The organism is Tychonema sp. LEGE 07196 (assembly GCF_963890365.1).
Lineage (GTDB): Bacteria > Cyanobacteriota > Cyanobacteriia > Cyanobacteriales > Microcoleaceae > Microcoleus.
The window spans coordinates 17,004-38,267 of sequence record NZ_CAWPRX010000205.1 but is presented as its reverse complement, the minus strand read 5'-3'; the positions used below and the strand labels follow the sequence as shown (position 1 = coordinate 38,267).

The 21,264-nt window shown below is 46.0% G+C and carries 21 protein-coding genes; 12 read left to right on the top strand and 9 right to left on the bottom strand.

Features of this window, described 5'->3' with window-relative positions; genetic code table 11:
• Nucleotides 1-116: 116 nt before the first annotated feature.
• Nucleotides 117-1,601, bottom strand: coding sequence for a glutamate synthase small subunit (gene gltD, locus AACV78_RS25555; RefSeq protein ID WP_194010401.1), 1,485 nt, complete (start codon nucleotides 1,599-1,601; stop codon nucleotides 117-119).
• 106 nt (nucleotides 1,602-1,707) lie between these two features.
• Between gltD and AACV78_RS25550 the strand changes: the two genes are divergently transcribed.
• The 5 genes from AACV78_RS25550 (at nucleotide 1,708) to AACV78_RS25530 (ending at nucleotide 7,076) form a co-directional block, all read left to right on the top strand.
• Nucleotides 1,708-1,947: a hypothetical protein gene (locus AACV78_RS25550; RefSeq protein ID WP_194010400.1), complete on the top strand. Its 240-nt coding sequence runs from the start codon at nucleotides 1,708-1,710 to the stop codon at nucleotides 1,945-1,947.
• A gap of 155 nt (nucleotides 1,948-2,102) precedes the next feature.
• Nucleotides 2,103-3,134, top strand: coding sequence for a sulfate/molybdate ABC transporter ATP-binding protein (locus AACV78_RS25545; RefSeq protein WP_194010399.1), 1,032 nt, complete (start codon nucleotides 2,103-2,105; stop codon nucleotides 3,132-3,134).
• Between the two features lie 183 nt (nucleotides 3,135-3,317).
• A complete protein-coding gene (locus AACV78_RS25540) occupies nucleotides 3,318-5,261 on the top strand; it encodes an ATP-binding protein (protein WP_194010398.1) in 1,944 nt (647 codons plus the stop codon).
• A gap of 381 nt (nucleotides 5,262-5,642) precedes the next feature.
• Nucleotides 5,643-6,404, top strand: coding sequence for a serine O-acetyltransferase (cysE, locus tag AACV78_RS25535; RefSeq protein ID WP_194010397.1), 762 nt, complete (start codon nucleotides 5,643-5,645; stop codon nucleotides 6,402-6,404).
• A gap of 87 nt (nucleotides 6,405-6,491) precedes the next feature.
• Nucleotides 6,492-7,076, top strand: coding sequence for a Crp/Fnr family transcriptional regulator (locus tag AACV78_RS25530; protein ID WP_194010396.1), 585 nt, complete (start codon nucleotides 6,492-6,494; stop codon nucleotides 7,074-7,076).
• 282 nt (nucleotides 7,077-7,358) lie between these two features.
• Here AACV78_RS25530 and AACV78_RS25525 read toward each other — a convergent pair whose 3' ends face one another.
• Entirely contained in the window at nucleotides 7,359-7,595 is a 237-nt protein-coding gene (locus AACV78_RS25525) for a hypothetical protein (RefSeq protein ID WP_228042450.1), read from the bottom strand.
• Nucleotides 7,596-7,696: 101 nt separating this feature from the next.
• Here AACV78_RS25525 and AACV78_RS25520 point away from each other — a divergent pair, with 101 nt between their 5' ends.
• Complete coding sequence (locus tag AACV78_RS25520; RefSeq protein WP_194010394.1) at nucleotides 7,697-8,143, top strand: RrF2 family transcriptional regulator; 447 nt, start codon at nucleotides 7,697-7,699, stop codon at nucleotides 8,141-8,143.
• Nucleotides 8,144-8,161: 18 nt separating this feature from the next.
• Nucleotides 8,162-9,136: a cysteine synthase A gene (gene cysK, locus AACV78_RS25515; RefSeq protein ID WP_194010393.1), complete on the top strand. Its 975-nt coding sequence runs from the start codon at nucleotides 8,162-8,164 to the stop codon at nucleotides 9,134-9,136.
• A gap of 626 nt (nucleotides 9,137-9,762) precedes the next feature.
• On the opposite strand, the gene AACV78_RS25510 is transcribed toward cysK, so the two are convergent.
• A complete protein-coding gene (locus AACV78_RS25510; RefSeq protein ID WP_194010392.1) occupies nucleotides 9,763-10,968 on the bottom strand; it encodes an EAL domain-containing response regulator in 1,206 nt (401 codons plus the stop codon).
• 464 nt (nucleotides 10,969-11,432) lie between these two features.
• On the opposite strand from AACV78_RS25510, the gene AACV78_RS25505 reads away from it, so the two are divergent.
• The gene (locus AACV78_RS25505) at nucleotides 11,433-11,948 is read left to right on the top strand and encodes a heme-binding protein (protein ID WP_194010391.1); all 516 of its coding nucleotides are present in this window, start codon (nucleotides 11,433-11,435) and stop codon (nucleotides 11,946-11,948) included.
• Here AACV78_RS25505 and AACV78_RS25500 read toward each other — a convergent pair.
• The 3 genes from AACV78_RS25500 to AACV78_RS25490 all read right to left on the bottom strand — a co-directional run bounded on the left by AACV78_RS25500 (nucleotide 11,914) and on the right by AACV78_RS25490 (nucleotide 14,940).
• A complete protein-coding gene (locus AACV78_RS25500; RefSeq protein WP_194010390.1) occupies nucleotides 11,914-12,351 on the bottom strand; it encodes a secondary thiamine-phosphate synthase enzyme YjbQ in 438 nt (145 codons plus the stop codon). The two genes, AACV78_RS25505 and AACV78_RS25500, sit on opposite strands and share 35 nt — an antisense overlap.
• Before the next feature lie 169 nt (nucleotides 12,352-12,520).
• On the bottom strand, nucleotides 12,521-13,630 hold the full coding sequence (locus AACV78_RS25495; RefSeq protein ID WP_194010389.1) for a glycosyl transferase: 1,110 nt from the start codon (nucleotides 13,628-13,630) through the stop codon (nucleotides 12,521-12,523).
• Nucleotides 13,631-13,926: 296 nt separating this feature from the next.
• Complete coding sequence (locus AACV78_RS25490) at nucleotides 13,927-14,940, bottom strand: hypothetical protein (protein ID WP_194010388.1); 1,014 nt, start codon at nucleotides 14,938-14,940, stop codon at nucleotides 13,927-13,929.
• 122 nt (nucleotides 14,941-15,062) lie between these two features.
• Between AACV78_RS25490 and AACV78_RS25485 the strand changes: the two genes are divergently transcribed.
• From AACV78_RS25485 to AACV78_RS25475, 3 genes are all read left to right on the top strand, one after another.
• Nucleotides 15,063-15,629 carry a hypothetical protein gene (locus tag AACV78_RS25485; protein ID WP_194010387.1) on the top strand — a complete coding sequence of 189 codons (567 nt, stop codon included), beginning with the start codon at nucleotides 15,063-15,065 and terminating at the stop codon, nucleotides 15,627-15,629.
• On the top strand, nucleotides 15,620-15,787 hold the full coding sequence (locus AACV78_RS25480; protein WP_194010386.1) for a hypothetical protein: 168 nt from the start codon (nucleotides 15,620-15,622) through the stop codon (nucleotides 15,785-15,787). The genes AACV78_RS25485 and AACV78_RS25480 overlap by 10 nt, the downstream gene beginning before the upstream one ends.
• Nucleotides 15,788-16,467: 680 nt before the next feature.
• On the top strand, nucleotides 16,468-18,936 hold the full coding sequence (locus tag AACV78_RS25475; RefSeq protein ID WP_194010385.1) for an ATP-dependent Clp protease ATP-binding subunit: 2,469 nt from the start codon (nucleotides 16,468-16,470) through the stop codon (nucleotides 18,934-18,936).
• A gap of 462 nt (nucleotides 18,937-19,398) precedes the next feature.
• On the opposite strand, the gene AACV78_RS25470 is transcribed toward AACV78_RS25475, so the two are convergent.
• The 3 genes from AACV78_RS25470 to AACV78_RS25460 all read right to left on the bottom strand — a co-directional run bounded on the left by AACV78_RS25470 (nucleotide 19,399) and on the right by AACV78_RS25460 (nucleotide 20,272).
• Nucleotides 19,399-19,710, bottom strand: a complete 312-nt coding sequence (locus AACV78_RS25470; RefSeq protein ID WP_228042449.1) for a helix-turn-helix domain-containing protein — start codon at nucleotides 19,708-19,710, stop codon at nucleotides 19,399-19,401.
• Nucleotides 19,711-19,844: 134 nt separating this feature from the next.
• On the bottom strand, nucleotides 19,845-20,030 hold the full coding sequence (locus tag AACV78_RS25465; RefSeq protein WP_194010384.1) for a ribbon-helix-helix domain-containing protein: 186 nt from the start codon (nucleotides 20,028-20,030) through the stop codon (nucleotides 19,845-19,847).
• 56 nt (nucleotides 20,031-20,086) lie between these two features.
• On the bottom strand, nucleotides 20,087-20,272 hold the full coding sequence (locus AACV78_RS25460) for a ribbon-helix-helix domain-containing protein (RefSeq protein ID WP_193975303.1): 186 nt from the start codon (nucleotides 20,270-20,272) through the stop codon (nucleotides 20,087-20,089).
• Nucleotides 20,273-20,463: 191 nt separating this feature from the next.
• On the opposite strand from AACV78_RS25460, the gene AACV78_RS25455 reads away from it, so the two are divergent.
• A complete protein-coding gene (locus AACV78_RS25455; RefSeq protein ID WP_228042448.1) occupies nucleotides 20,464-20,982 on the top strand; it encodes a hypothetical protein in 519 nt (172 codons plus the stop codon).
• Nucleotides 20,983-21,264: the final 282 nt, after the last annotated feature.

Sequence of the window (21,264 nt, the reverse complement as noted above, 5' to 3'; positions counted from 1 at the left end):
CCCAAATATTACGTCAGGATTTAGGTCATTTCGCGGTATAGGGGCGGGTTTACAGAATTTTGGGTTTGTTGCCTCAAAATGTTGGTGAACCCGCCCCTATAGGCTCTATAAATCAACTAAGGCAAATCCGTCTCACCCATCAAATAAAGGTCGCACTCGCGGGCCACGCCGCGCCCTTCGTTAATCGCCCAAACAATCAAACTTTGTCCCCGGCGACAGTCACCAGCCGCGAAAACTCCCGGAATGCTGGTGGTATATTTTTCGTGCTCGGCTTTGACGTTGCTGCGCGCGTCGCGTTCCAATCCCAAGTCATCCAGCAAGGGCTGTTCCGGGCCCAGGAAGCCCATCGCTAGCAAGACAAGCTGCGCCGGCAACACTTTCTCGGTGCCCGCAATTTGCTTGGGAATGAACTGTCCTTTTTCGTTTTTCGCCCACTCCACCTCAACGGTGTGCACGGCTTTGACGTTGCCGTTTTCGTCGCCCTCGAACCTTGTCGCCGTGGTGAGATAGCCGCGGGGGTCATCGCCGAATTTGGCTGCAGCTTCTTCTTGGCCGTAATCCAAGCGGTAGACTTTCGGCCATTCGGGCCAGGGATTGTTGGCGGCCCGTTCCGAGGGCGGTTTGGGCAGGATTTCTAGCTGTACCAAGCTTTTGCAGCCGTGGCGGATGGAGGTGCCGACGCAGTCGGTGCCTGTGTCGCCACCGCCGATAATCACGATATCTTTGCCTTCGGCGGAGATGAAGTTGTCGTTGGTGCTCTTGTCTAAAACTGCTTTGGTGTTCGCTGTCAAAAAGTCCATCGCGAAATGGATGCCTTTTAATTCCCGCCCTTCGATTCCTAAGTCGCGGGGTTTTGTCGCGCCGGTACAGAGGACAACTGAGTCGTATTCTTTTAGCAGTTGTTCGGCTGGTAAGTCTTTCCCAACTTCGGTGTTGCAAACGAATGTTACGCCTTCGTCTTCGAGGACTTTGAGGCGGCGCATCACGACTTGTTCTTTGTCTAGCTTCATGTTGGGGATGCCGTACATTAGCAGGCCTCCCGGTCGATCGGCTCTTTCGTATACAGTTACCAAATGACCTGCTTTGTTCAGTTGCGCCGCAGCCGACAAACCAGCGGGCCCGGAACCGATGACGGCGATTTTTTTGCCGGTGCGTTTGGCGGGTGGTTCGGCGGTAATCCAGCCTTCATCCCAGCCTTTGTCGATAATGGCGACTTCGATGTTTTTAATCGTGACTGGCGGGTTGTTGATGCCGAGCACGCAAGCGCCTTCGCAGGGGGCGGGACAGACTCTGCCGGTGAATTCGGGGAAGTTGTTGGTTTTGTGGAGTCTGTCAAGGGCTTCTTTCCAGAGTCCGCGATATACTAGGTCGTTCCATTCGGGAATCAGGTTGTTGATCGGGCAGCCGCTGGCCATGCCGCTAATCAGGGAACCCGTGTGGCAAAATGGGATGCCGCAGTCCATGCAGCGCGCGCCTTGGCTGCGGAGTTTGTCTTCCTCCATCGGTAGGTGAAATTCGTCCCAGTTGTGGACTCTCTCGACTGGTGAGAGTTCGGAGGGCAATTCGCGGAGGAATTCGATAAAGCCTGTTGGTTTTCCCATAGTGGTGTTTTGGTTAGAACTTATTCTTGGTAGTTTCTCAAAAGTTAAGCTGGCGGGCTTCTGAATTAACTATTGTGATCTAAATTGTGTGCGATCGCAGCTCAGATTGAGCAATTCCTACCTGAAATTTTCAATATCGCCGGGAGTCGGGAAATTGTCGGCAGCCGTCAAATTATCGATCGACAGCAAAGAAACCGGGTTTTTGAGCGGGATTAAAGATTTTAAAGGTTTTGATCCAGTATTTTCGTCGATCGAGCCCGGTTTCTGCGTATTTTCAGCATTGCTGATTCTCGGACGATCGCCCCACCTCTCGAAACCCTCGCGGGTTAACTCTTCCGACTCTTAGCCTCAACTTTCAAGCGCCGTCCCCATCAGGAGGGCTGGAAATACAATACAAAAAGTTACAGACCTTGCAAAATATTATTTTCAAGATATACTACTGTAAATCTGTCGAGTAAGTGGGGTTTGGCTTGTCAACTCCTAAAATAAGTAAATAAACTCATGAGCATTAAAGTTCAGAACGTATCGAAGCACTTCGGCTCCTTTCACGCCATTGACAACGTGAATTTGGAAATTAAAAGTGGCTCTTTAGTCGCGCTGTTGGGGCCTTCCGGTTCCGGGAAATCGACTCTGCTGAGGATGATTGCGGGACTCGAACCGCCGGATACTGGTTCTATTCACCTGATCGGCGAGGATGCTACCCAGCAGTCGGTGCAGGAACGGCATATCGGTTTTGTGTTTCAGCACTACGCTTTGTTCAAACACATGACTATTAAGAAAAATATTGCTTTTGCGATGGAAATTCGCAAAGTTGCTAAAAACTCAATTAGCAGGCGGGTTGATGAACTTTTGGATTTAGTGCAGTTGACAGGTTTGGGCGATCGCTATCCTTCGCAACTTTCCGGCGGTCAGCGGCAGCGCGTGGCTTTGGCGAGAGCTCTAGCAGTTCAACCAAAAGTGCTGCTGTTAGACGAACCTTTTGGAGCATTAGATGCTAAAGTCCGCAAAGAATTGCGATCGTGGCTGCACAACCTTCATAAAGAAGTTAACATCACCACAGTTTTTGTCACCCACGACCAAGAAGAAGCTATGGAAGTAGCCGATGAAATTGTGGTCATGAACAAAGGTAGAGTCGAACAAGTTGGCACTCCTGCTGAAATTTACGACAAACCCGCAACAGCTTTTGTGATGAGTTTTATTGGGCCTGTAAATGTGCTGCCAAATACTGCGGGTTTGTTCGCCAGCAACGGTACAACGGCTCACAATCATGGAGCCGCCCATTCTGATTTAGTGTTTTTGCGCCCCCACGATGTGGAAATTCAAACTAATCCACAGTCTGGTTTTGCATTAGCAAAAGTCAGCCGCATCATTCATTTAGGACGGGAGATTCAAACCGAATTAGTATTAGAATCAGATCAGATAGTAACAGCTTACGTAAGTCGCGAGCGCTTCGATTCTCTACAGTTAACGCGAGATCAACAGGTTTATGTCAAGCCCAAACACGCGATGACTTTTCCAGCTTATTCAATTTAAAATCAGCGGCTGGATCTTGCTCAACATACTATCGGGGAGCTTCTACAAAACACTGCTGCGACATATCATTACCAGGCTGGTGCTTGGTAATGCTGTCTCGTGGCTCCAAATCAGAGGAGCTTGCTCCTGAAATTAATTCCCAGGCTGTGACTGGAAACGATTGAAAAAAAGTCAGCGAAGAATATGAATGTTAACAAATTGTTGAATTTAGCAACTAGCACTTTAGTTAGTTATCGCCACTACATCCAGGCAGGATTAACACTTTGTGCAGGATTTGGAATGTCTGCGATCGCCTCTTCAGTCGCGTACAATTGGGAATACAAATTCATGCAAGCAGGACTGCAAGAGCAACTGGATAAAATAGCTACAGACATTCAGAGAGATGTTAGCGGGAATTTAGAAATAATTCGGGCTGCGGGAGCATTTTACCGCGTATTTGACGGCGTTAAAAACCCAGAAATTAATACATTTGTTGGTAGTGCCCTGTACCGCCATCCGAGCCTCAAGGCGATCGCTTGGCTGCCCAGTGTTTCTGACTCGCCGCAATTCCTGACTGATAAAATAGATTTAGGTTTAAATTTGAATTCCAATCGGCTAGCCTTAGAAACAGCCGCAAAAAGACAAGAAATTATCGCGACTGCTCGCCAAAAATGGTCTTCACCAAATCAACCAAGCGTCCTCGTATTTATGCCAATTTTTGGTCAAATTTCTGCTGGTGATTCCGCAGCAATGCAGCCCAATTTTTCGGCTGGGGAACCAGAAACACTGAAAGGTTTTACTCTCGGAGTTTTGCTGGTAGATGCTATAGTTAAATCGGCTTTGCAGGAAACTAAGCTGAACTTTATTAACGTGTATCTTCAAGATGCTATGGCTCCTGAAACAGGAAAATTTCTCGCTTTTTACGAAGCGAAGACTAAAAGGATCGTCACCGACGAAAACATTAAAAATAAACTCGAAATCGGGGAAATAGCTTACTGCCCGGACGGCAGCAGTTGCACCCGCATTCTCAATATTGAAAATCGCAGGTGGTTGCTGCAACTGCGGCTAACGCCAGAGTACATTAATCCTCTCATATTTTGGCGTTCTTTGACTGTTTTAATTTTGGGAACTATCTTAACTTTGGTGGCGACACTTTATCTAATGAGCTTGTGGAATTATACCGCTCGAATTGAAAAAGTAGCAGCAGAACGCAGGGCTAAATCTCAACAGTTAGAGCAAACCTTGCAAGAGTTGCAGCAAACTCAAACTCAACTGATTCAGCAGGAAAAAATGTCTAGTTTGGGTTTATTAGTTGCTGGTATCGCCCACGAAGTTAACAATCCTATTAGTTTTATTTACGGCAATATCCACTACGCCAGCGCATATAGTAGGGATTTGTTAGAGTTAGTCAAACTCTACCAAAAACACTATTTATACCCTCCCTCAGAAATTTCAGAGTATTTAGAAAATATTGATTTTGAATTTCTCAGCAAAGATTTGCCGCAACTGCTGTCCTCGATGAAAATAGGAGCCGATCGTATTGTTCAAATTGTCCAATCTTTGCGGAATTTCTCTCGTTTAGACGAAAGCGAGATGAAGCCTGTCAACATCCATGAAGGTATTGACAGCACTCTGCTAATTCTGCAAAGTCGCCTGAAAGCTACGGGCTCATGCCCGTCGATCGAGATTGTTAAAAACTACAGCAATTTACCTTTAGTAGAGTGCTATGCCGGACAATTAAATCAGGTGTTTATGAATATTCTGGCTAATGCGATCGACGCCCTTGAGAGTTACCACCTCGATCGCGGGCCTGCAGCAGCGAAAGCCAATCCGATCGCGATCGCCATCACCACAGAATATTCAAGCCCCGATCGCATAATTGTGCGGATATCCGACAACGGCCCCGGCATGGCAGAAAATGTCAAAAAACGGCTGTTTGACCCGTTCTTTACGACGAAACCGGTCGGAAAAGGGACAGGATTGGGACTGTCAATCAGCTATAAAATTGTCGTAGAAAAGCACAAGGGTACGCTGCGCTGCGATTCGACACCGGGATTGGGCACGGAATTCTCGATCGAGATTCCGCTGCGGCAAGAAGTCAGACAAGCAGTACCGTTTGTTTCACGGAAAATATCGGAGGCAGCTTAGAAAAGGCTGGGGGAAATTTTTTTCTCCATTAACTACTGTAAGTCGGTCGAATTACAGTATTATATGTAATAATGTCACAACCAATACTGCTAAGACTTACGCACAGGTGGTCAGAAACCGGGTTGTTTGCACAGATACTTCGTTATCCCCCGAAGAGAGGGCAAAAACTCAGGTTTGAAGGTTTTGATGTCTAAGTTTCCTGACCAAGAATTTCTTGGTGGTACAAGCCCCCGGATTTATCCGTGGAATCAATCCAAAATCTAAAATTCTTCAATCCTCAAGCCCCCGCATTTATTCGTGGGGTCGCCTCTAAAATCTCAAATCTCAAATCTAAAATCGATTGACTGCTTTAGGCAGCTTAAACCGTCGGCACTGCCGATAATGTATAACCAAAACACGGTGAGACTAAATATGTTCACTGACTTGCAAATTATCTACGAACGTGACCCAGCGGCCCGCAACTGGCTGGAAGTATTATTTTGCTATCCCGGACTCCAAGCACTTTTTTTGCACCGGACAGCACACTGGCTTTATTCCGCTGGCCTGCCGTTTGTACCGCGCTTGATTTCCCAACTCAGCCGCTTTTTAACAGGTATTGAGATCCACCCAGGAGCAAAAATTGGTAGGGGCGTGTTTATCGACCACGGTATGGGGGTGGTAATTGGCGAAACTGCGATCGTTGGAGATTATGCTGTAATTTATCAAGGAGTAACCCTTGGCGGCACGGGTAAAGATATAGGAAAACGGCATCCGACTCTGGGAGAAAATGTAGTGGTGGGAGCCGGTGCTAAAGTTTTAGGCAATATTCAAATTGGCAATAATGTTCGGATTGGTGCGGGTTCGGTAGTGCTGCGGGATGTCCCTAGCGATTGCACAGTTGTGGGAATTCCCGGCCGTATTATCTCTCGGAAAAAGCAGGTGGAAGATGCTCTAAATTCTCAAGTAATACCGGATTTGGAAGCTCAAGCGATTCGAGCTTTATTCGATAGAATTAAGGATTTAGAAGAGCAGGTGGATTTTTTAAAATCTCAATTATCTCCGCTCAAAACAACTCAATCAGAGCAAGCAGAGGTCGAAAAACATGAATTATTCCTGTCTTCTGATTTATTCATTACACAGTTTTTAGACGGTGCAGGAATCTAGTAAAGCTTTAATTTATATAGATTTTTGCCAGCCACACTATCCTGCTGTCATTGGACAAACTAACTTTTATTCTTTCAGTAACTGGCTATGACTATTGCTTCTCTTTCCACTAAAACTTTTGATGAAACGAGCCGACATATATTTTCTCGCCGCTCGCACTTGCCCAACAGAAGCAATGCTCTGTGGCGAATTGAAAGTGGAGTAGTGCGAACTGTAACGTGGCTTGAAGATGGCACAATTATCACCTTGGGATTGTGGGTGCCTGGTGATACGATCGGCAAACCAATATCAAAATGCGATCCTTTTCAAATTGAATGCCTCACTAAAGTCGAGGCAGTTTTATTATCGGTCGAGCGCTGGCTAAATAGAGATATTTTGCTCAATCACATTCAGCAAGCTGAAGATTTTATGATAATGCGAGGTTACAAAAAAGTTGATTTTATGCTCTATAAACTATTGACTTGGCTGGCTAAAAGGTTTGGTTCTGAGGTAGAGCGAGGACATCTGATCGATATGATTTTAACGCATCAGGATATTGCAGAAATTCTCGGTACAAGTCGCGTAACTGTCACTCGAACCCTCGGTCATTTTGAGCAGCAAGGTTTGATTGAGCGTCTGCCGCTCCACCGGATTATTCTGCAACCTTCAGATGTGTGGCACTACGAAATATAAAAGGTTATTAGCTGACAATGGGATATTCGAGCAAATTCTGAGTTTTCTATACCACAGATCATTTGTATCAAATGTGCGTTAATTAAATTTAATCATCGACTCGTCAAACAGTTCAAAAGCAAGTGCGTATCGTCGCACTTGCTTTTCTCTTTCTCCTGATTTCTTTCTTCTCACAGCCAACAGATGCGGTATGTCGCACCTTTTGACTGCCGTTAAGTAGGTGAGTAGGAATAAACTTAACGATGAGAAAGCATATATCCGCCTACCTACTTAGCAGTTACTTTAAGGCGGGGGTATTGCCTCTAAAATACTCGCTCCCTCCAACCTTTGAGACTTTCGGGATCTAGCCACTTCTGGGTGTTCCCAAGACTGTGCAAAGGGCGGAACCAAAAACGGACAAGCTTTCCACCCACCCTGTACCGCCACGCCGAGCATCTGGCAGGTTCCGCCCCTGTGTCCCTGCTGCTCGTAATACCGACAGTGCCGACAGCTTAAATTCCCTACATTTACGTTGCTCACGGGATTTCTCCAACCGTTTTTGTAATAAAAATATAATAACACCTGTACATCTACCGGAATTATGTACTATAATCTATTTTACAATTTAAACTCGATCGCCAATGGGGAATCTGGAACTATCTTCTAGAGTAGAATATGCTCTGTTAGCGCTCTTGGAACTGGCGAGTCAGCACCCGAAGGATTCGCCCCTAACAGTGAACGAACTTACTGCTTCTCAAGAAATACCGGAACGCTATCTAGACCAAATTCTTGCCGTGCTGCGGCGTGCGAGTATCGTCCAGAGTCTGCGGGGTGCTAAAGGCGGTTATTTGCTGGCGAAAGAGCCTTGGCAGATTACTTTGCTAGAGGTGTTTTCGACTCTCGAAGGCGGCGACCGGGGCCCGTTCCAAAAAGTTTCGGAATCTGCAACAACAGAAAAAACTGCGGTGCTAGAAATCTGGGAGGAAGCGAGACAGGCATCTGTTGCGGTGTTGGGAAAATACACATTACAAGATTTGTGCGAACAGCGGGATGTTCGCAAACAAGCAAATCCCATGTACTACATTTAACTGGAGATAAATTAAGCCATGAAAATTGCTAGAGATGTTACAAAAATAATTGGTAGAACTCCTTTAGTTCAGCTCAATAAAATTCCCCAAGCGGAAGGAGTAGTTGCTCAAATTGTGGTAAAACTGGAAGGAATGAATCCGGCTGCTTCGGTGAAAGATCGGATTGCGGCGAGCATGATTCAGGCGGCAGAAGATGCGGGGTTAATTCAACCGGGGAAAACTATTTTAGTAGAACCGACTTCAGGAAATACTGGAATTGCTTTGGCAATGATTGCGGCGGCGAAAGGCTACAGTCTGATTTTAACGATGCCGGATACGATGAGTTTAGAGCGCCGATCGATGTTAAAAGCTTACGGATCTCAGTTGGAATTAACTCCGGGACATGAAGGGATGTTAAGCGCGATCGCCCGTGCGGAAGAAATTGCAGAAGAAACCCCCAATGCTTTCCTGCTGCAACAGTTTCGCAATCCCGCTAATCCGAAAATTCACCGGGAAACCACGGCCGAGGAAATTTGGGAAGATACAGACGGTAAAGTAGATTTTTTTGTGGCTGGAGTTGGTACCGGCGGTACGATGACTGGAGTTGCTGAGGTAATTAAACAGCGGAAACCGAGTTTTAGGGCGATCGCAGTTGAACCCGCCAGCAGCCCCGTGCTTTCTGGAGGCAAATCTGGTGCTCACAAAATTCAAGGGATTGGTGCAGGATTCATCCCGGAAGTGTTGAAACCAGAGTTAATTGATGAAGTAATTGCAGTTAGCGACGAAGATGCGATCGCCTACAGCCGCCGGCTAGCCAGAGAAGAAGGATTGTTGTCAGGAATCTCAGCAGGTGCGGCTTTGTTGGCCGCAATTCAAGTCGGGAAGCGTCCCGAAAATGCTGGAAAATTGATAGTTTTTGTGCAGCCTTCCTATGGCGAACGCTATCTCAGTACAGTCTTGTTCAAAGACTTAGAACTTCCGCCGACCGTCAGCCAACTTGAAGCATTAGTTTAAAAACTCAAAAGTAGCAGTTTTTATCTAATCTTGTTGAGAATTGGATCGAATTAGTTTGATTTCGGTCAATCGGCCGGACATGGTATAACTCCTGGGAGTATCTTATTTTTGCAAAAAGCATTTTTTGTTATAAGCTGTCGCCCATCTAATTTGTATATAGCAATCCTTTAGAATTCGCCAAATATGTAGAGTAGTGCCAGTATCCCGTACCTACTCTTACATATTTACACAATTCATTTAGGATTGCTATAGCACGGCTCTGGGTGAGGGGACCCCTACAAAAATGTTGCCAATTTTTTTCTAATTAATCTTATATCTTAAGAGAGAAGAAATTATCGAAAATATTAGTGATTTTGATCTAGATTGAAATAGCGACAGTAGCCGAGAAGTACCGCTGTCTATAATTAAATAATTCTCGTTTTCAGGGTGGGAACGAGAGAATCAATATTTTTTACAATCTTCATTGGCTGTCGCAGCACAAAGATTGACCGCCCACAAACTGATACAATGCCCAGACTCCTGTCGCGAACAATCTAAACATTTTAGACGAAAGTTCAACTTTCCAGCTTCCAGACTAATGCCTGGAGTCAATCTAAAATCTCAAAGCCATTAACTTCAGCGATATTCTATTTGCCTTCCGCCAGCAACTGTTCAAAATCCGCTGCCGGCACAGGAGGACTGAACAAATATCCTTGCATGGCATCGCACTCGTAGCGCCACAGAAAATCTTTTTCGGCTTCAGTTTCAACTCCTTCGGCAATTACCTCAAGACAGAGACTGTGCGCCATTTCAATAATAGCTTTGACAATCGCTGCATTTGTGCAACCGTCGGTTATATTGCTGATGAAACAGCGATCGATCTTTAAAACATCAAAGGGGTATTGTGTCAGATAGCTTAAAGAAGAATAGCCTGTGCCGAAATCGTCAATAGAGATAGAAACTCCCAAATCTTTCAATTGTTGCAAAGTGGCGCTCGCACCTTCGGCATCCTCCACCATCAAACTTTCGGTCAGCTCTAATTCCAAACTGCTCGGTGCTAAACCAATTTCTGCTAAAATTTCGGCAACTCTGCTGCTGAGTTCTGGTTGGTGAAATTGGGCGGGCGACAGATTTACCGCTACCTGCTGCAAGGCAAAACCCGCATTTTGCCAAACCTGTATTTGTCTGCAAGCTGTCTGCAAAACCCACTCGCCCAATTGTATAATGAAGCCAGTTGCTTCGGCATCTGGAATAAATTCGGCGGGCGAAATCAGCCCTTTTTCGGGATGCAGCCAGCGCACCAAAGCTTCGGCGCTCACGATTTTTCCCGTCTGAACATTGACCTGTGGCTGATAGTAAACTTGGAATTCTTCTCGTTCCAAGGCTGCACGCAAACTTGTTTCTATCTCCTCTAATTTGTCGGCGGCATCTGGGAGTAATGTGCTGCTTCGCGATCGCAAATTATGCTGCTGTTCGGCAAAAGCTGCTTGTTTTTTCAAGCGGCTGGATATCGCACCCACAAGCTCAGCTTTAGTAAAAGGTTTTGTGAGGTAATCATCTGCTCCCAATTCCATACCTTGTCGCATTTCAGAGCGCTCGGCTTTACCTGTCAGGAAAACAAAAGGTACTGTAGCAGTAACAGGGTGCGATCGCAAAGCCATCAGCACCCCGTACCCGTCCAGTTCCGGCATCATCACATCGCAAAGAATCACGTCGGGAAGACTTGACACCGCGGCATTTAAACCCAGCGCTCCATTTTCTGCACCCGTCACGTCGAAACCTTCGGCTTTGAGGAGTTTGAGAATATTCTCTCGAATTACTCGATCGTCCTCAATCACTAGAATCTTTTTCATATGTCATTCCCTGAAAGCGATATAATTGAACGGCGTGGCTTCGCGCGATCGCCCGCCGTGGCAATAACTGAAAATGCACAGCTCGATCGGCACAGCCGAATATTTTCCGACATAAATAGCAGACGCCCCTGAAAAACGCTAATTTTTAAAGGACAACTAGATTGATGTTTCTCTGGTTACTTAGCGCCGTCCGTATTATTACGAGGTAAAGCAAGAAATCTCTCAACTAATTCTAGGCGATCGACAGTTAGCATCGCTCTAAATAACTGCTAAACTGGTTGTGCTGCAGGAGCGATCGGCTGCAAACAATCTCAGCCTATTTATAGCAGTTGCCCAAACAAACGCAACTGCAAGCAACTAGAAAACCCTTGCAGAGTAAGTATTGCCTCATTATTTAGTGTAAAATCTAGAATCTCAAACTTGTACGCTCGCAAAGCCGAAGTATCTAAAATCTAAAATCTAAAATGACATTACCTAGTGGATTCCCTGAGCCGGCACAGATTGGCGTCATAGAAGTTAAGCAATATCCTCAGTACCGCGCTGTCACCTACACCCACGCAGGCGATTTGCGACAAGCTACAGGAATCGCATTCAATCCCTTATTTGAACACATCAGCAACAATCAAATTGCGATGACAACGCCAGTAGAAGCGCGCTACACGAAAACTTCCGAGGAAATCGATACAGTTCCGGTTGCAGAAGTTTCCTTCCTCTACCCGGCACCAAATATCGCCCCCAGCAGCGTTAACTCTGCTGTGGAAGTCACGGATACTTCACCGATGACAGTTGTTAGCATCGGCGCGCGCGGGGCCTACACTTGGGAAAGTTACGAAAATAACCTCCAGAAACTCAAAGATTGGCTTCAAGAACATCCCGAATACGAAATAGTCGGGCCGCCGCGCCGCTTTTTTTACAATTCCCCGATGACGGCCGAAGCCACTAAAATCAGCGAGGTGCAAATTCCGATCCAACGCCGCTGACGTGAACGACCAATTCGCGAAAGTGACCCCGCTGGCGGTGTTCCCAGAGATAAATTCCCTGCCAAGTTCCTAACAATAATCTACCGCGCGCGATCGGGATTTGTTCAGAAGTATGAGTCAGCGCAGTGCGAATGTGCGCCGGCATATCGTCTGGGCCTTCCGCATCGTGAATGTAACTCGCGCCCTCCGGTACAAGTTTAGCCAAAAAGTTAGCCAAATCCTTAAGTACATCCGGGTCAGCATTTTCTTGAATCACCAAGCTAGCAGAAGTATGGCGCAAAAACAAGCTACAAAGTCCTGTTTCAATACCAGAATTCGCCACCGCATCTTCTATCTTAGGAGTGATGTTGCACAGAGACTTCCCTGTAGTTTGAATTCTGAGTATTTGTTGGTGATGAAGCATTCGATTTTAGATTTTAGATTTTAGATTTTAGATTTTAGACCAAATTAGACTTGCATTGCATTCAATTGCTTTCCGCTCAGGAAAATATCTGCGTTAATCTGCGTTAATCTGCGGTGGAATCAATCAAAGATTTATCCATTGGGATTTTAGATCGTAAATCAGCATCATCCTAATCCCGATCTTTAAAATAGTCTACAACAGCTTGGGCGAGATCCTCAGTACCATTTTTATCCAACTTATCCGACAAACGCGGCGGATGCAGCGGCTGTCGCAAAAACTCCCAATCCCCCTCAAAAAACTCCGCCGCCGTCACCACTTGATGTTCCGCATAATTTTTTAGCCACTCCAACAACACCTCAGCTTCTGCAAAACCTTCTCTCATAATAGAAACAACAGGTATTTCCAAGCGCAAAGCTTCCGAAAAAGTGCTGTATCCCGGTTTAGAAACCAAGCGCCCGCAGACAGGCATTAGATCCACCGGACGCGGTAAAATGGGGAAATATTGTGAAAATTCAGAATTTTTGACTTTAATCAAATTCGGCAAATTGGGAGCCGCCGCATCAAAAGTAATAAATTGCCAATCGCTAAATAACTGTAAATTTTGATAAGGAATTGCTTCTAAACCCAAGCCACCGAAAGTCAGCAATACAGTTTTTTCCAGCGGTGATTTAATGCCGAATACTTCCCGAATTTCATCGTTACTGTAGCGAGGATTGCCGCCCGTCAAGCCGACATCTTGAATATTTGGGAAAGCAGCCATCGGTTCGTGCAAAGGCAGGCGAAAAAGCCGATCGCACTTTCCGAAACATTCACCAATCCAATCAGCCATTTCTACAAACTCCCCGCCCCAATCTCGATAGATAAAATCCCAGCCGAAATTGCTCATCATCCAGCAAGGAACCCCAGCAGATGCCGCCATTCGCGCAGCCAAAGGAGGAATATCTGCCAACACCAAACCCACCCGATTTTGCTTGATAAAATTAACTTCGCCCGCAATTATCGAATTTTGGTTTTTCCGAATTTCCCGCAACTTTTCCAGAGTCGCCTCTTTGTCCATATGCAAACTATCAGCTTGCACAACTCCCACATCAAAAGCGCGGGGACGGAGAATAAAGTCGCCACTAATGTAACATTCTAGTAGCCACCGAGGTGCGGTTGTGGTGATAATTAGTAAAATATCTGGATTTAATTCTTGAATTTTTGCAGCTACCGAGGAAACTCGGACAGCGTGACCAAATCCGTGATTGGTGATGGCAATATATAATGTTGGTCGAGACATTGATAATAGGGAATAGGGAATAGGGAATGGGGAATGGGGCATCGCGCGTCGGGAACTGCGGTAGAGACTCGAAGGCAACAAGGCCAAGCTTCAAGCGACGCACAACGAATGATACAATTAATCACTAATGACTAAGCTATTCTGCATTTAAATTGTATATTCTGGGCGGTGCTGCGGAGCAAGAGCCCAAGATAATTTTATTATTTCTTTAGATCCAATTTAAATGCTAAGTAGCTGATGTTACCGATTGATATGATGTCCGATATTTGTAGAGGCACCGAATATGTAAAAACTCATCAATCGGACGCGCCATCAGACCAAACAGGCAATTGATTAATCTTATCCAGCGTAATATCTACATACTTTTCACCGTTACTTGCCTGATTTTCCCCAAAATATCCCTCATCGCCGTCGTGCTTTTGAGGGCCGCTGACAGCTTCTGCGTAGCGTCCTTGTAAACGAGCTTGATTGAAGGGGGAAGTCGCGTACCAGTACCAGCGAGTCGGAAAAACTATGCCGCCAATATCCTCAATTGAATCGCGAGTGCCGCGCAAATGGAAAACGCGATCGGCTTCTGCAAAACCATTCTCTCCCGAAAACACGCCCCCAACTGAAATAACAGTAACTTCTGCTTTCAGCCATTCTTTAAGATAGGGAGTAGCACCCAAAGCAACTTGTGCGCCGCCGCTAGTGCCAATTAAAATAACTTGCAAAGGTTTTTGAGGATTAGCTGAAATCGGAGATTTAGCATTCATGCGCTCGATAATTGCATTGGCAATTCCCTGATTGTATGCTAAACCGTAGCGATAATCGAGAGAAATTGCAAACCTCCAAAGATTGCGGATTTTGATGAATATATCCGCCCCAATCGGCCCACCTTTTGCCTGTGCTGCAAACCGCCAAAAAGGAGCTAGCCAGCGCTGTCCGCCTAAACTTTTGTTAGAAGCTGAATAAGGAAAAACATCCCCCACGGCTACGCACTGCGGGTGACTTTCAACTAAGTGTTTGAGAAAAAATGCTTCTCCCGGTGTTAGTTCGTCCCCCGAAAAATCGCCAACTCCCGGTAAAAAGATGATATAACAATTGCTCGGTGAAGACTTGGGCGCTTCCCGGCTGCTGTCGTTTGGGGGCAATATCTCCGGCGAATTTTTTTTGAAACCCAAAGTTTCGGCACTTTGACCCAGCCACCATATAACAGTTCCCACTGGCGAAAGAATGCCCCAAACTAGCAGGATGAGAGCTGCGATGAGCAACAAATTTAAACTTCCTCCGCGCAGCCACGCAAATATCTGCAAAATCAATCTTAGCATTTAATAAAATCTGGTAGAATGCCTGTTAATTACCTAATTATGTAGAAATATTTTGGTAATTTTGCTGTATTAGAGCTTATTTTGTCCTTGTTGTCAACTATCTTGAGGAGCAGGAGTTAAAGGTGAGGGGAGAAGATTCAATTGCAGGTTTGCGAAGAACGCTTTGGAACGCACTTTCTTTGAACAGCAACTTTTACGAAAAAACTCCCTACACTGCCAGAACGAAGCGGATAGCTTTAACGATTGTAATTTTAGCAGCGGTGTCCCGCGTTTTTGGCAGTGCCGTCATTTTGTTAATCAATCGAACTGATCTATCCGTGTTATTGTTAGCACTTTGGATAGATGCTTTGGCACTGGTGGGGGGTTATTATTTTTGGACTTTCACTATCTTTAAAATTGGGCAGTGGCTGAAACCAGGTCATGTAAGTTATGGAGAGTTGTTGGTTCCGATCGGATTTGCTTACGCCCCGCAAGTGCTGAATTTTTTAACGTTAATTCCGTTGCTGGGAGAAGGGATAGAGCGGATATTAGCTGTGTGGAGCTTGCTATCTGTAATTGTGGCGGTTCGCCAAGGTTTGGATATTAAAACTCGCTGGGCTGTGTTAATCGGTTTTGCGGGTTGGCCGCTGATTCAAATTGCGATCGGGTTTGTAAAAGTTATTAAACAGTTGCTTCCACAATGGCTTTAAAATCGGGAAATTGTCATTGGTTAAAGGCAAAAAATCCAAGAAAGTTTCACGGTTGTAAGTTTCGATCGCAGATTTTGCAAGTGGCGATTAATGGCAATTTCAAAATGCCGCTAATTTTACAAGAAAGGCAGAGGGAAGAAGGAGAAGGCAGGAGGTGAAAAATATTAATTAAAGCTTTAGTTGTGAGTTTAAAGCTCAGTAAAATAAATAATTATACTGAGAATGCGGGCAGCGAGGTGTACAATGTCCTTGTTTCAATCTCACTTTTTTAAGGGTGAGTTCATAAAAGCCTCCTGCCTTCGGAAAATGCCGATCGCCCATAAGCCCCTTAACCTGTTGATTCCTGCACGCACTAAGCCCAAAGAAACCGGGCTTTTTAGCAAATCTACAGGCTGCAACGAAGGATTTTAGTTAAAAAAAACGGTTTTTGACCGCCAGCGGGCAAGTCAAACTGTTAAAATAAAATTGCTTTGGGGTGCAATACTTTTGCTCAAAATATGTAATTTGAAACAAAAGCATTCCCCGATCGCCCGAAGAAACATTGTCGATAGCTCGCTTTAAGAGAATGCTTGACAGGGGAACGGCAACACAGTAGATTAGGAGATGAGTGATACGGTGATTGATAAGATTAATTTGCCTTGGCACAGTTCGATCGCGCAACCAGACGGCAAACACACCCCAACTATTCGGCTCTCCCCACTGTCCGCCTCCTCTTAGTAGCGATACATTGAATAAAAGGAAATACACAAAAATTTACATATATAATTTGTGTAGTGTTCCAAATCGCTCCTCACCAGCAGCGATACAACCCTCGCCAAGACAGTAGGATAGAAAAAATATGTTTGAACGCTTTACAGAACAAGCCATTAAAGCAATCATGCTAGCCCAAGAGGAAGCGCGGCGCCTCGGCCACAATTTTGTAGGCACCGAGCAAATTCTCTTAGGACTCGTCGGCGAAGGCACTGGCATCGCTGCAAAAGTATTACTGGATATGGGCCTCAACTTGAAAGAGGCGCGCAATGAAATCGAAAATATTATCGGTAGAGGTTCCGGGTTCCTCCCGCCGGAGATTCCGTTTACCCCCCGCGTCAAGCGCATTTTTGAGACGGCGCTGAACGAAGCGCGACAGTTAGGACACAATTACATCGGCACAGAGCACATCCTGCTGGGGCTGATCCAAGACGATGAAGGGGTGGCGGCGAAGGTGCTGCAAAACCTGGGAATCGATCGCCAGAGAGTCCGCACGCAGGTAATTCGTGCAGTGGGAGAAGTCGCGGCGGTATCTGGAGGCCGGGGGGATAGCGGCGATCGCAAAATCCCGACTTTAGAAGAATTCGGCACAAACTTAACCAAGCTAGCAGCCAGCGGCAAACTCGATCCCGTGGTGGGCCGCGAAAATGAAATCGAGCGCGTGATCCAAGTGTTGGGCCGCCGCACGAAGAACAATCCAGTGCTCGTAGGCGAACCGGGAGTAGGCAAAACAGCCCTCGCCGAAGGTCTCGCCCAGCGCATTGTGAACAGAAACGTCCCGGAAATTTTAGAAGACAAACAAGTAATCAGCCTCGATATGGGTTCGCTGATTGCGGGGACAAAATTCCGAGGCGAATTTGAAGAACGGCTGACGAAAATCATGGCCGAAATTCGCGCAGCAGGCAATATCATTCTGGTAATTGATGAAATTCATACCTTAGTTGGTGCAGGCGCGATTCAAGGTAGCATGGACGCTTCCAATATGCTCAAACCAGCCCTGGCGCGAGGCGAATTGCAGTGTGTGGGCGCGACAACCTTGGATGAATACCGCAAGCATATCGAGCGCGACGCAGCCCTAGAACGCCGCTTCCAACCGATTAAAATCGGCGAACCAAGCGTGGCTGAAACAATAGAAATATTGTACGGTTTGCGATCGGCCTACGAACAGCACCACAGACTGACAATTTCCGACGAAGCTTTAGAAGCAGCGGCTACACTGTCAGACAGGTATATTAACGATAGATTCTTGCCAGACAAGGCGATCGACTTAATTGACGAAGCAGGTTCCCGCGTCCGCGTGATGAACTCGCAAACCCCGCCCGAAGTTAAAGAACTCAAGAAACAACTGCCGGCGGTAACAAAAGAAAAAGATGCAGCAGTACGCGAGCAAGACTTCGATAAAGCAGGAAAATTGCGCGATCGCGAATTAGAAATCGAAGCCGAAATCGCCGAAGCTACGATCAACAAAAGCCAGATCAAAACCTCTCCCACAGTCACCGAAGAAGACATCGCCCACATTGTGGCTAATTGGACGGGAGTACCTGTTAGCAAGCTGACCGAATCGGAATCGGAATTGCTGCTGCACATGGAAGACACCTTGCACCAGCGCTTGATCGGCCAAGAAGAAGCTGTCAGCGCAGTTTCTCGGGCGATCCGCCGCGCGCGGGTTGGCTTGAAAAATCCCAATCGCCCGATCGCCAGTTTCATCTTTTCCGGCCCCACAGGCGTAGGCAAAACCGAACTGACAAAAGCCTTAGCCACATATTTCTTCGGTTCCGAAGAAGCTATGGTTCGGTTAGATATGTCCGAGTTTATGGAACGCCACACAGTTTCTAAACTCATCGGTTCGCCTCCGGGTTACGTTGGCTACGACGAAGGCGGTCAACTAACAGAAGCAGTGCGCCGCCGTCCTTACACAGTAATCTTGTTCGACGAAATCGAAAAAGCTCACCCCGATGTCTTCAACATGATGCTGCAAATCTTGGAAGACGGCCGTTTGACAGATGCCAAAGGTCGGACAGTAGACTTCAAGAATACGCTGCTGATCATGACATCAAACATCGGTTCGAGGGTGATTGAAAAAGGCGGCGGCGGTCTCGGTTTCGAGTTTGCCGAAACGGCTTCAGACGCGCAGTACAACCGCGTTCGCAGCTTGGTAAACGAAGAATTGAAACAGTTCTTCCGTCCCGAATTTATCAACCGCTTGGATGAGATTATCGTCTTCCGCCAGTTGAACAAGGCAGAAGTCAAGCAGATTGCGGACATCATGTTGCAGCAAGTCTTCGGCCGCTTAACCGAACAGGGTATTACTTTGTCGGTGACAGACAAGTTCAAGGACTTGTTAGTTACAGAAGGCTACAATCCCAGCTACGGTGCTCGACCATTGCGCCGCGCCATCATGCGGTTGTTGGAAGATGTACTGGCTGAGGAAATGCTGTCTGGGAAACTGAAAGACGGTCAAAGTGCGATCGTAGATGTGGATGAAAACGGTCAGGTGAAGGTATTGCCGAGTGGCGAATCTGAACCCAGATTGCCGGAATTCGCTTTAAGCCATTAAGTGCGATGACACGCGGATAAATAACGTCTGATTAAAAACCCGGTTTCTTGGAGAAACCGGGTTTTTAATTAAATAATACCAGTTAAAAAAAAGAATGCAGCAACAGTAACTGTAGGGTGCGGATACATCAACAATCCTCAAAAAAAGCGGCAATCTGATAGCGACGCACCTTATTTTTGTCAATGTGTCAACAAACAAATCCAACATTTCATGACCAATAAAAAAGCTTGCTAAAAAAATGGCGGGCTTCTTGATTCATTGAACCTACCAGGTGCGTCGCTATTAAATTAGCCGTCTTTATTAAAGATTGTGGATAGCGACACACCCTACGGAAGACTGCTTTATGAGTGTTGAAAATTGGCATTTACATCATATTAAATGAACAAACTAGGCGACACTTTAAAATAATCGCCTAGTGCCTTAGCTTGTGCTTTGCTAATTGCCCGCTTGCCATTCACAACCTCAGACACTACGCCACTCGATCCAATGATGCCCACTCTCGTCAGCTTGACGGGTGCCGCTGGCTTCCATGATGTGTTGCAAAATCTCGTGAGGTTCGGATTTGTCGATCGGATAATTTTGAGCCTCGTAAACTTCAATGAGCGTTACCAATAACTTGTGTAAAGCTTTTTCTTCGGGAGTGCGGTTTTTGGCGAACGTCAGCCCCTCTGCGACTGCTAGGAGGCGATCGTATTCTTCCTCGGTTTCGATCGCCCGTGGAGCGACTTCTGCCAGCAAATTGCTATAATTAGCTCGATCGAAAGTAAGGGTCATTTTTCCATTTGTCCTTGTCGTATAAAGATGTCATAGATTCCTGCTGCTAAATAAGTGGTTAAACGTTTAGTCATCGGAGATTTAGTTTTGTTTAAGCCGATCGCAGTTGATTGCGGGCTATGGGAGCATCCACTTTACTGCTGCCCCTGCTTCTCATCAGACAAAGACTGCTGTTTTAGCAGTTTCTCCTCATGGTCTACAAGAGCTTTCTCTAACAGGAATGCTGCCAAATTGCTAGTCGATCGACCTTCTTGTTTAGTCCATTCCTCAAGGCGAGTGTAAATTCCGTCTGCTAAATATTTTGATCGGCGTTTCGTCATCAGAGATTGAATTTCTGTCTAATTGCAAGTTTCCCGCCAATGATTTCGCACAAACTTTATTGTGAGTCCTGCTTTTCATTAGAGGGTGGCGGCTGTTTTTGGATCTTTTCTTGGTGCTCTCTCACAGCTTTCTCCAAAAGGAATGCTGCTAAGCCGCTGATTGAACGGCGTTCCTCGTTTGCCCAATCTTGAAGTTGGTCATAAATTCCATCTGCGATGGAGGTTGATAGGCGTTTCGTCATCAGAGGTTGATTTTTTCTTATCTAAGCCGATCGTCAGTGTGATATATTTACAGCGTTTTGTCGATTTTGCTACATATATGCTGTAAATATGCTGCATATTGCGCTATACTCGGAAAAGTCAAAAGCCAGCGCGCGCCCTAGGAAAGTTCGTCGCTGGCTTGTGGCTCTAAAAATCAAAGAGAGCTATTACCATGATAAAACCTTCCAGCGACGGAAGCGAATTTTCTCGCGGCTACCAACAAGCTTTAGACGACTTCGGCATCACACAACTCCTATCCTGCATCCGCAGCTACTCTGACGCCGATTTCGACGCGCAGCGGGTGCTGTTGCAGGAAAAAGAGGTCAAAAGCTTAGCTGGCCATCTAATCGAACAGTTGGCGGCCAACCTCACGGGTAGTCTCATCGCCAGCTACCTCGACATTCTACGAAAAGCAGGTGCCCAGATAATTGCCGCACATTCTCCAAATCGGCAAGTAACTGCACAGCCAGAAGATAATCTGCAACTCACGAAAACACCTGATTTATTAAAGCCGGATTATGCCAAACCTTGGGTGATTGTGCGGGTTTTGCCTGATGCTCGAAATCACGCTGTTGCGCGTTTCTGCAATCGCCAAGATGCAGATGACCATTTAAGGGCTTTGTGCAAGTTTGTGCGATCGGGAATCTTTGAGATTGTGTTCGATCGACCTGGCGATCCAGAGTTAGATTAAACAATTAATAGCTCTGCTTTACGGTGGGTTTCTGCCCACCTTTGCCTATAATTGTTTGCTGATTCTTGTTAATTTAGACTCTCAAGTCGCGGCGCAAAAAAAAGTGTTTTTACCTATTGATTTTAGTTGACTTTTAAGGTATATTTTAGATAATGGAACTGGTGGCTTGAATTTGAAAATTGCTACCACTCCCATTATCATATAATACCTTTTTAAGCCGGGAATGTCAAGCCTTTGACCCCAAAAAAAAAGGGCGTTTTTTTTACATTTTATCGCAGAAAA

Excerpts from the sequence above, each read along its gene's own strand:
- gltD (WP_194010401.1), bottom strand. The coding sequence starts at position 1,601 with ATGGGAAAACCAACAGGCTTTATCGAATTCCTCCGCGAATTGCCCTCC.
- AACV78_RS25545 (WP_194010399.1), top strand. The coding sequence starts at position 2,103 with ATGAGCATTAAAGTTCAGAACGTATCGAAGCACTTCGGCTCCTTTCAC.
- AACV78_RS25540 (WP_194010398.1), top strand. The coding sequence starts at position 3,318 with ATGAATGTTAACAAATTGTTGAATTTAGCAACTAGCACTTTAGTTAGT.
- cysE (WP_194010397.1), top strand. The coding sequence starts at position 5,643 with ATGTATAACCAAAACACGGTGAGACTAAATATGTTCACTGACTTGCAA.
- AACV78_RS25530 (WP_194010396.1), top strand. The coding sequence starts at position 6,492 with ATGACTATTGCTTCTCTTTCCACTAAAACTTTTGATGAAACGAGCCGA.
- AACV78_RS25520 (WP_194010394.1), top strand. The coding sequence starts at position 7,697 with ATGGGGAATCTGGAACTATCTTCTAGAGTAGAATATGCTCTGTTAGCG.
- cysK (WP_194010393.1), top strand. The coding sequence starts at position 8,162 with ATGAAAATTGCTAGAGATGTTACAAAAATAATTGGTAGAACTCCTTTA.
- AACV78_RS25510 (WP_194010392.1), bottom strand. The coding sequence starts at position 10,968 with ATGAAAAAGATTCTAGTGATTGAGGACGATCGAGTAATTCGAGAGAAT.
- AACV78_RS25505 (WP_194010391.1), top strand. The coding sequence starts at position 11,433 with ATGACATTACCTAGTGGATTCCCTGAGCCGGCACAGATTGGCGTCATA.
- AACV78_RS25500 (WP_194010390.1), bottom strand. The coding sequence starts at position 12,351 with ATGCTTCATCACCAACAAATACTCAGAATTCAAACTACAGGGAAGTCT.
- AACV78_RS25495 (WP_194010389.1), bottom strand. The coding sequence starts at position 13,630 with ATGTCTCGACCAACATTATATATTGCCATCACCAATCACGGATTTGGT.
- AACV78_RS25490 (WP_194010388.1), bottom strand. The coding sequence starts at position 14,940 with ATGCTAAGATTGATTTTGCAGATATTTGCGTGGCTGCGCGGAGGAAGT.
- AACV78_RS25480 (WP_194010386.1), top strand. The coding sequence starts at position 15,620 with ATGGCTTTAAAATCGGGAAATTGTCATTGGTTAAAGGCAAAAAATCCA.
- AACV78_RS25475 (WP_194010385.1), top strand. The coding sequence starts at position 16,468 with ATGTTTGAACGCTTTACAGAACAAGCCATTAAAGCAATCATGCTAGCC.
- AACV78_RS25470 (WP_228042449.1), bottom strand. The coding sequence starts at position 19,710 with ATGACCCTTACTTTCGATCGAGCTAATTATAGCAATTTGCTGGCAGAA.
- AACV78_RS25465 (WP_194010384.1), bottom strand. The coding sequence starts at position 20,030 with ATGACGAAACGCCGATCAAAATATTTAGCAGACGGAATTTACACTCGC.
- AACV78_RS25460 (WP_193975303.1), bottom strand. The coding sequence starts at position 20,272 with ATGACGAAACGCCTATCAACCTCCATCGCAGATGGAATTTATGACCAA.
- AACV78_RS25455 (WP_228042448.1), top strand. The coding sequence starts at position 20,464 with ATGATAAAACCTTCCAGCGACGGAAGCGAATTTTCTCGCGGCTACCAA.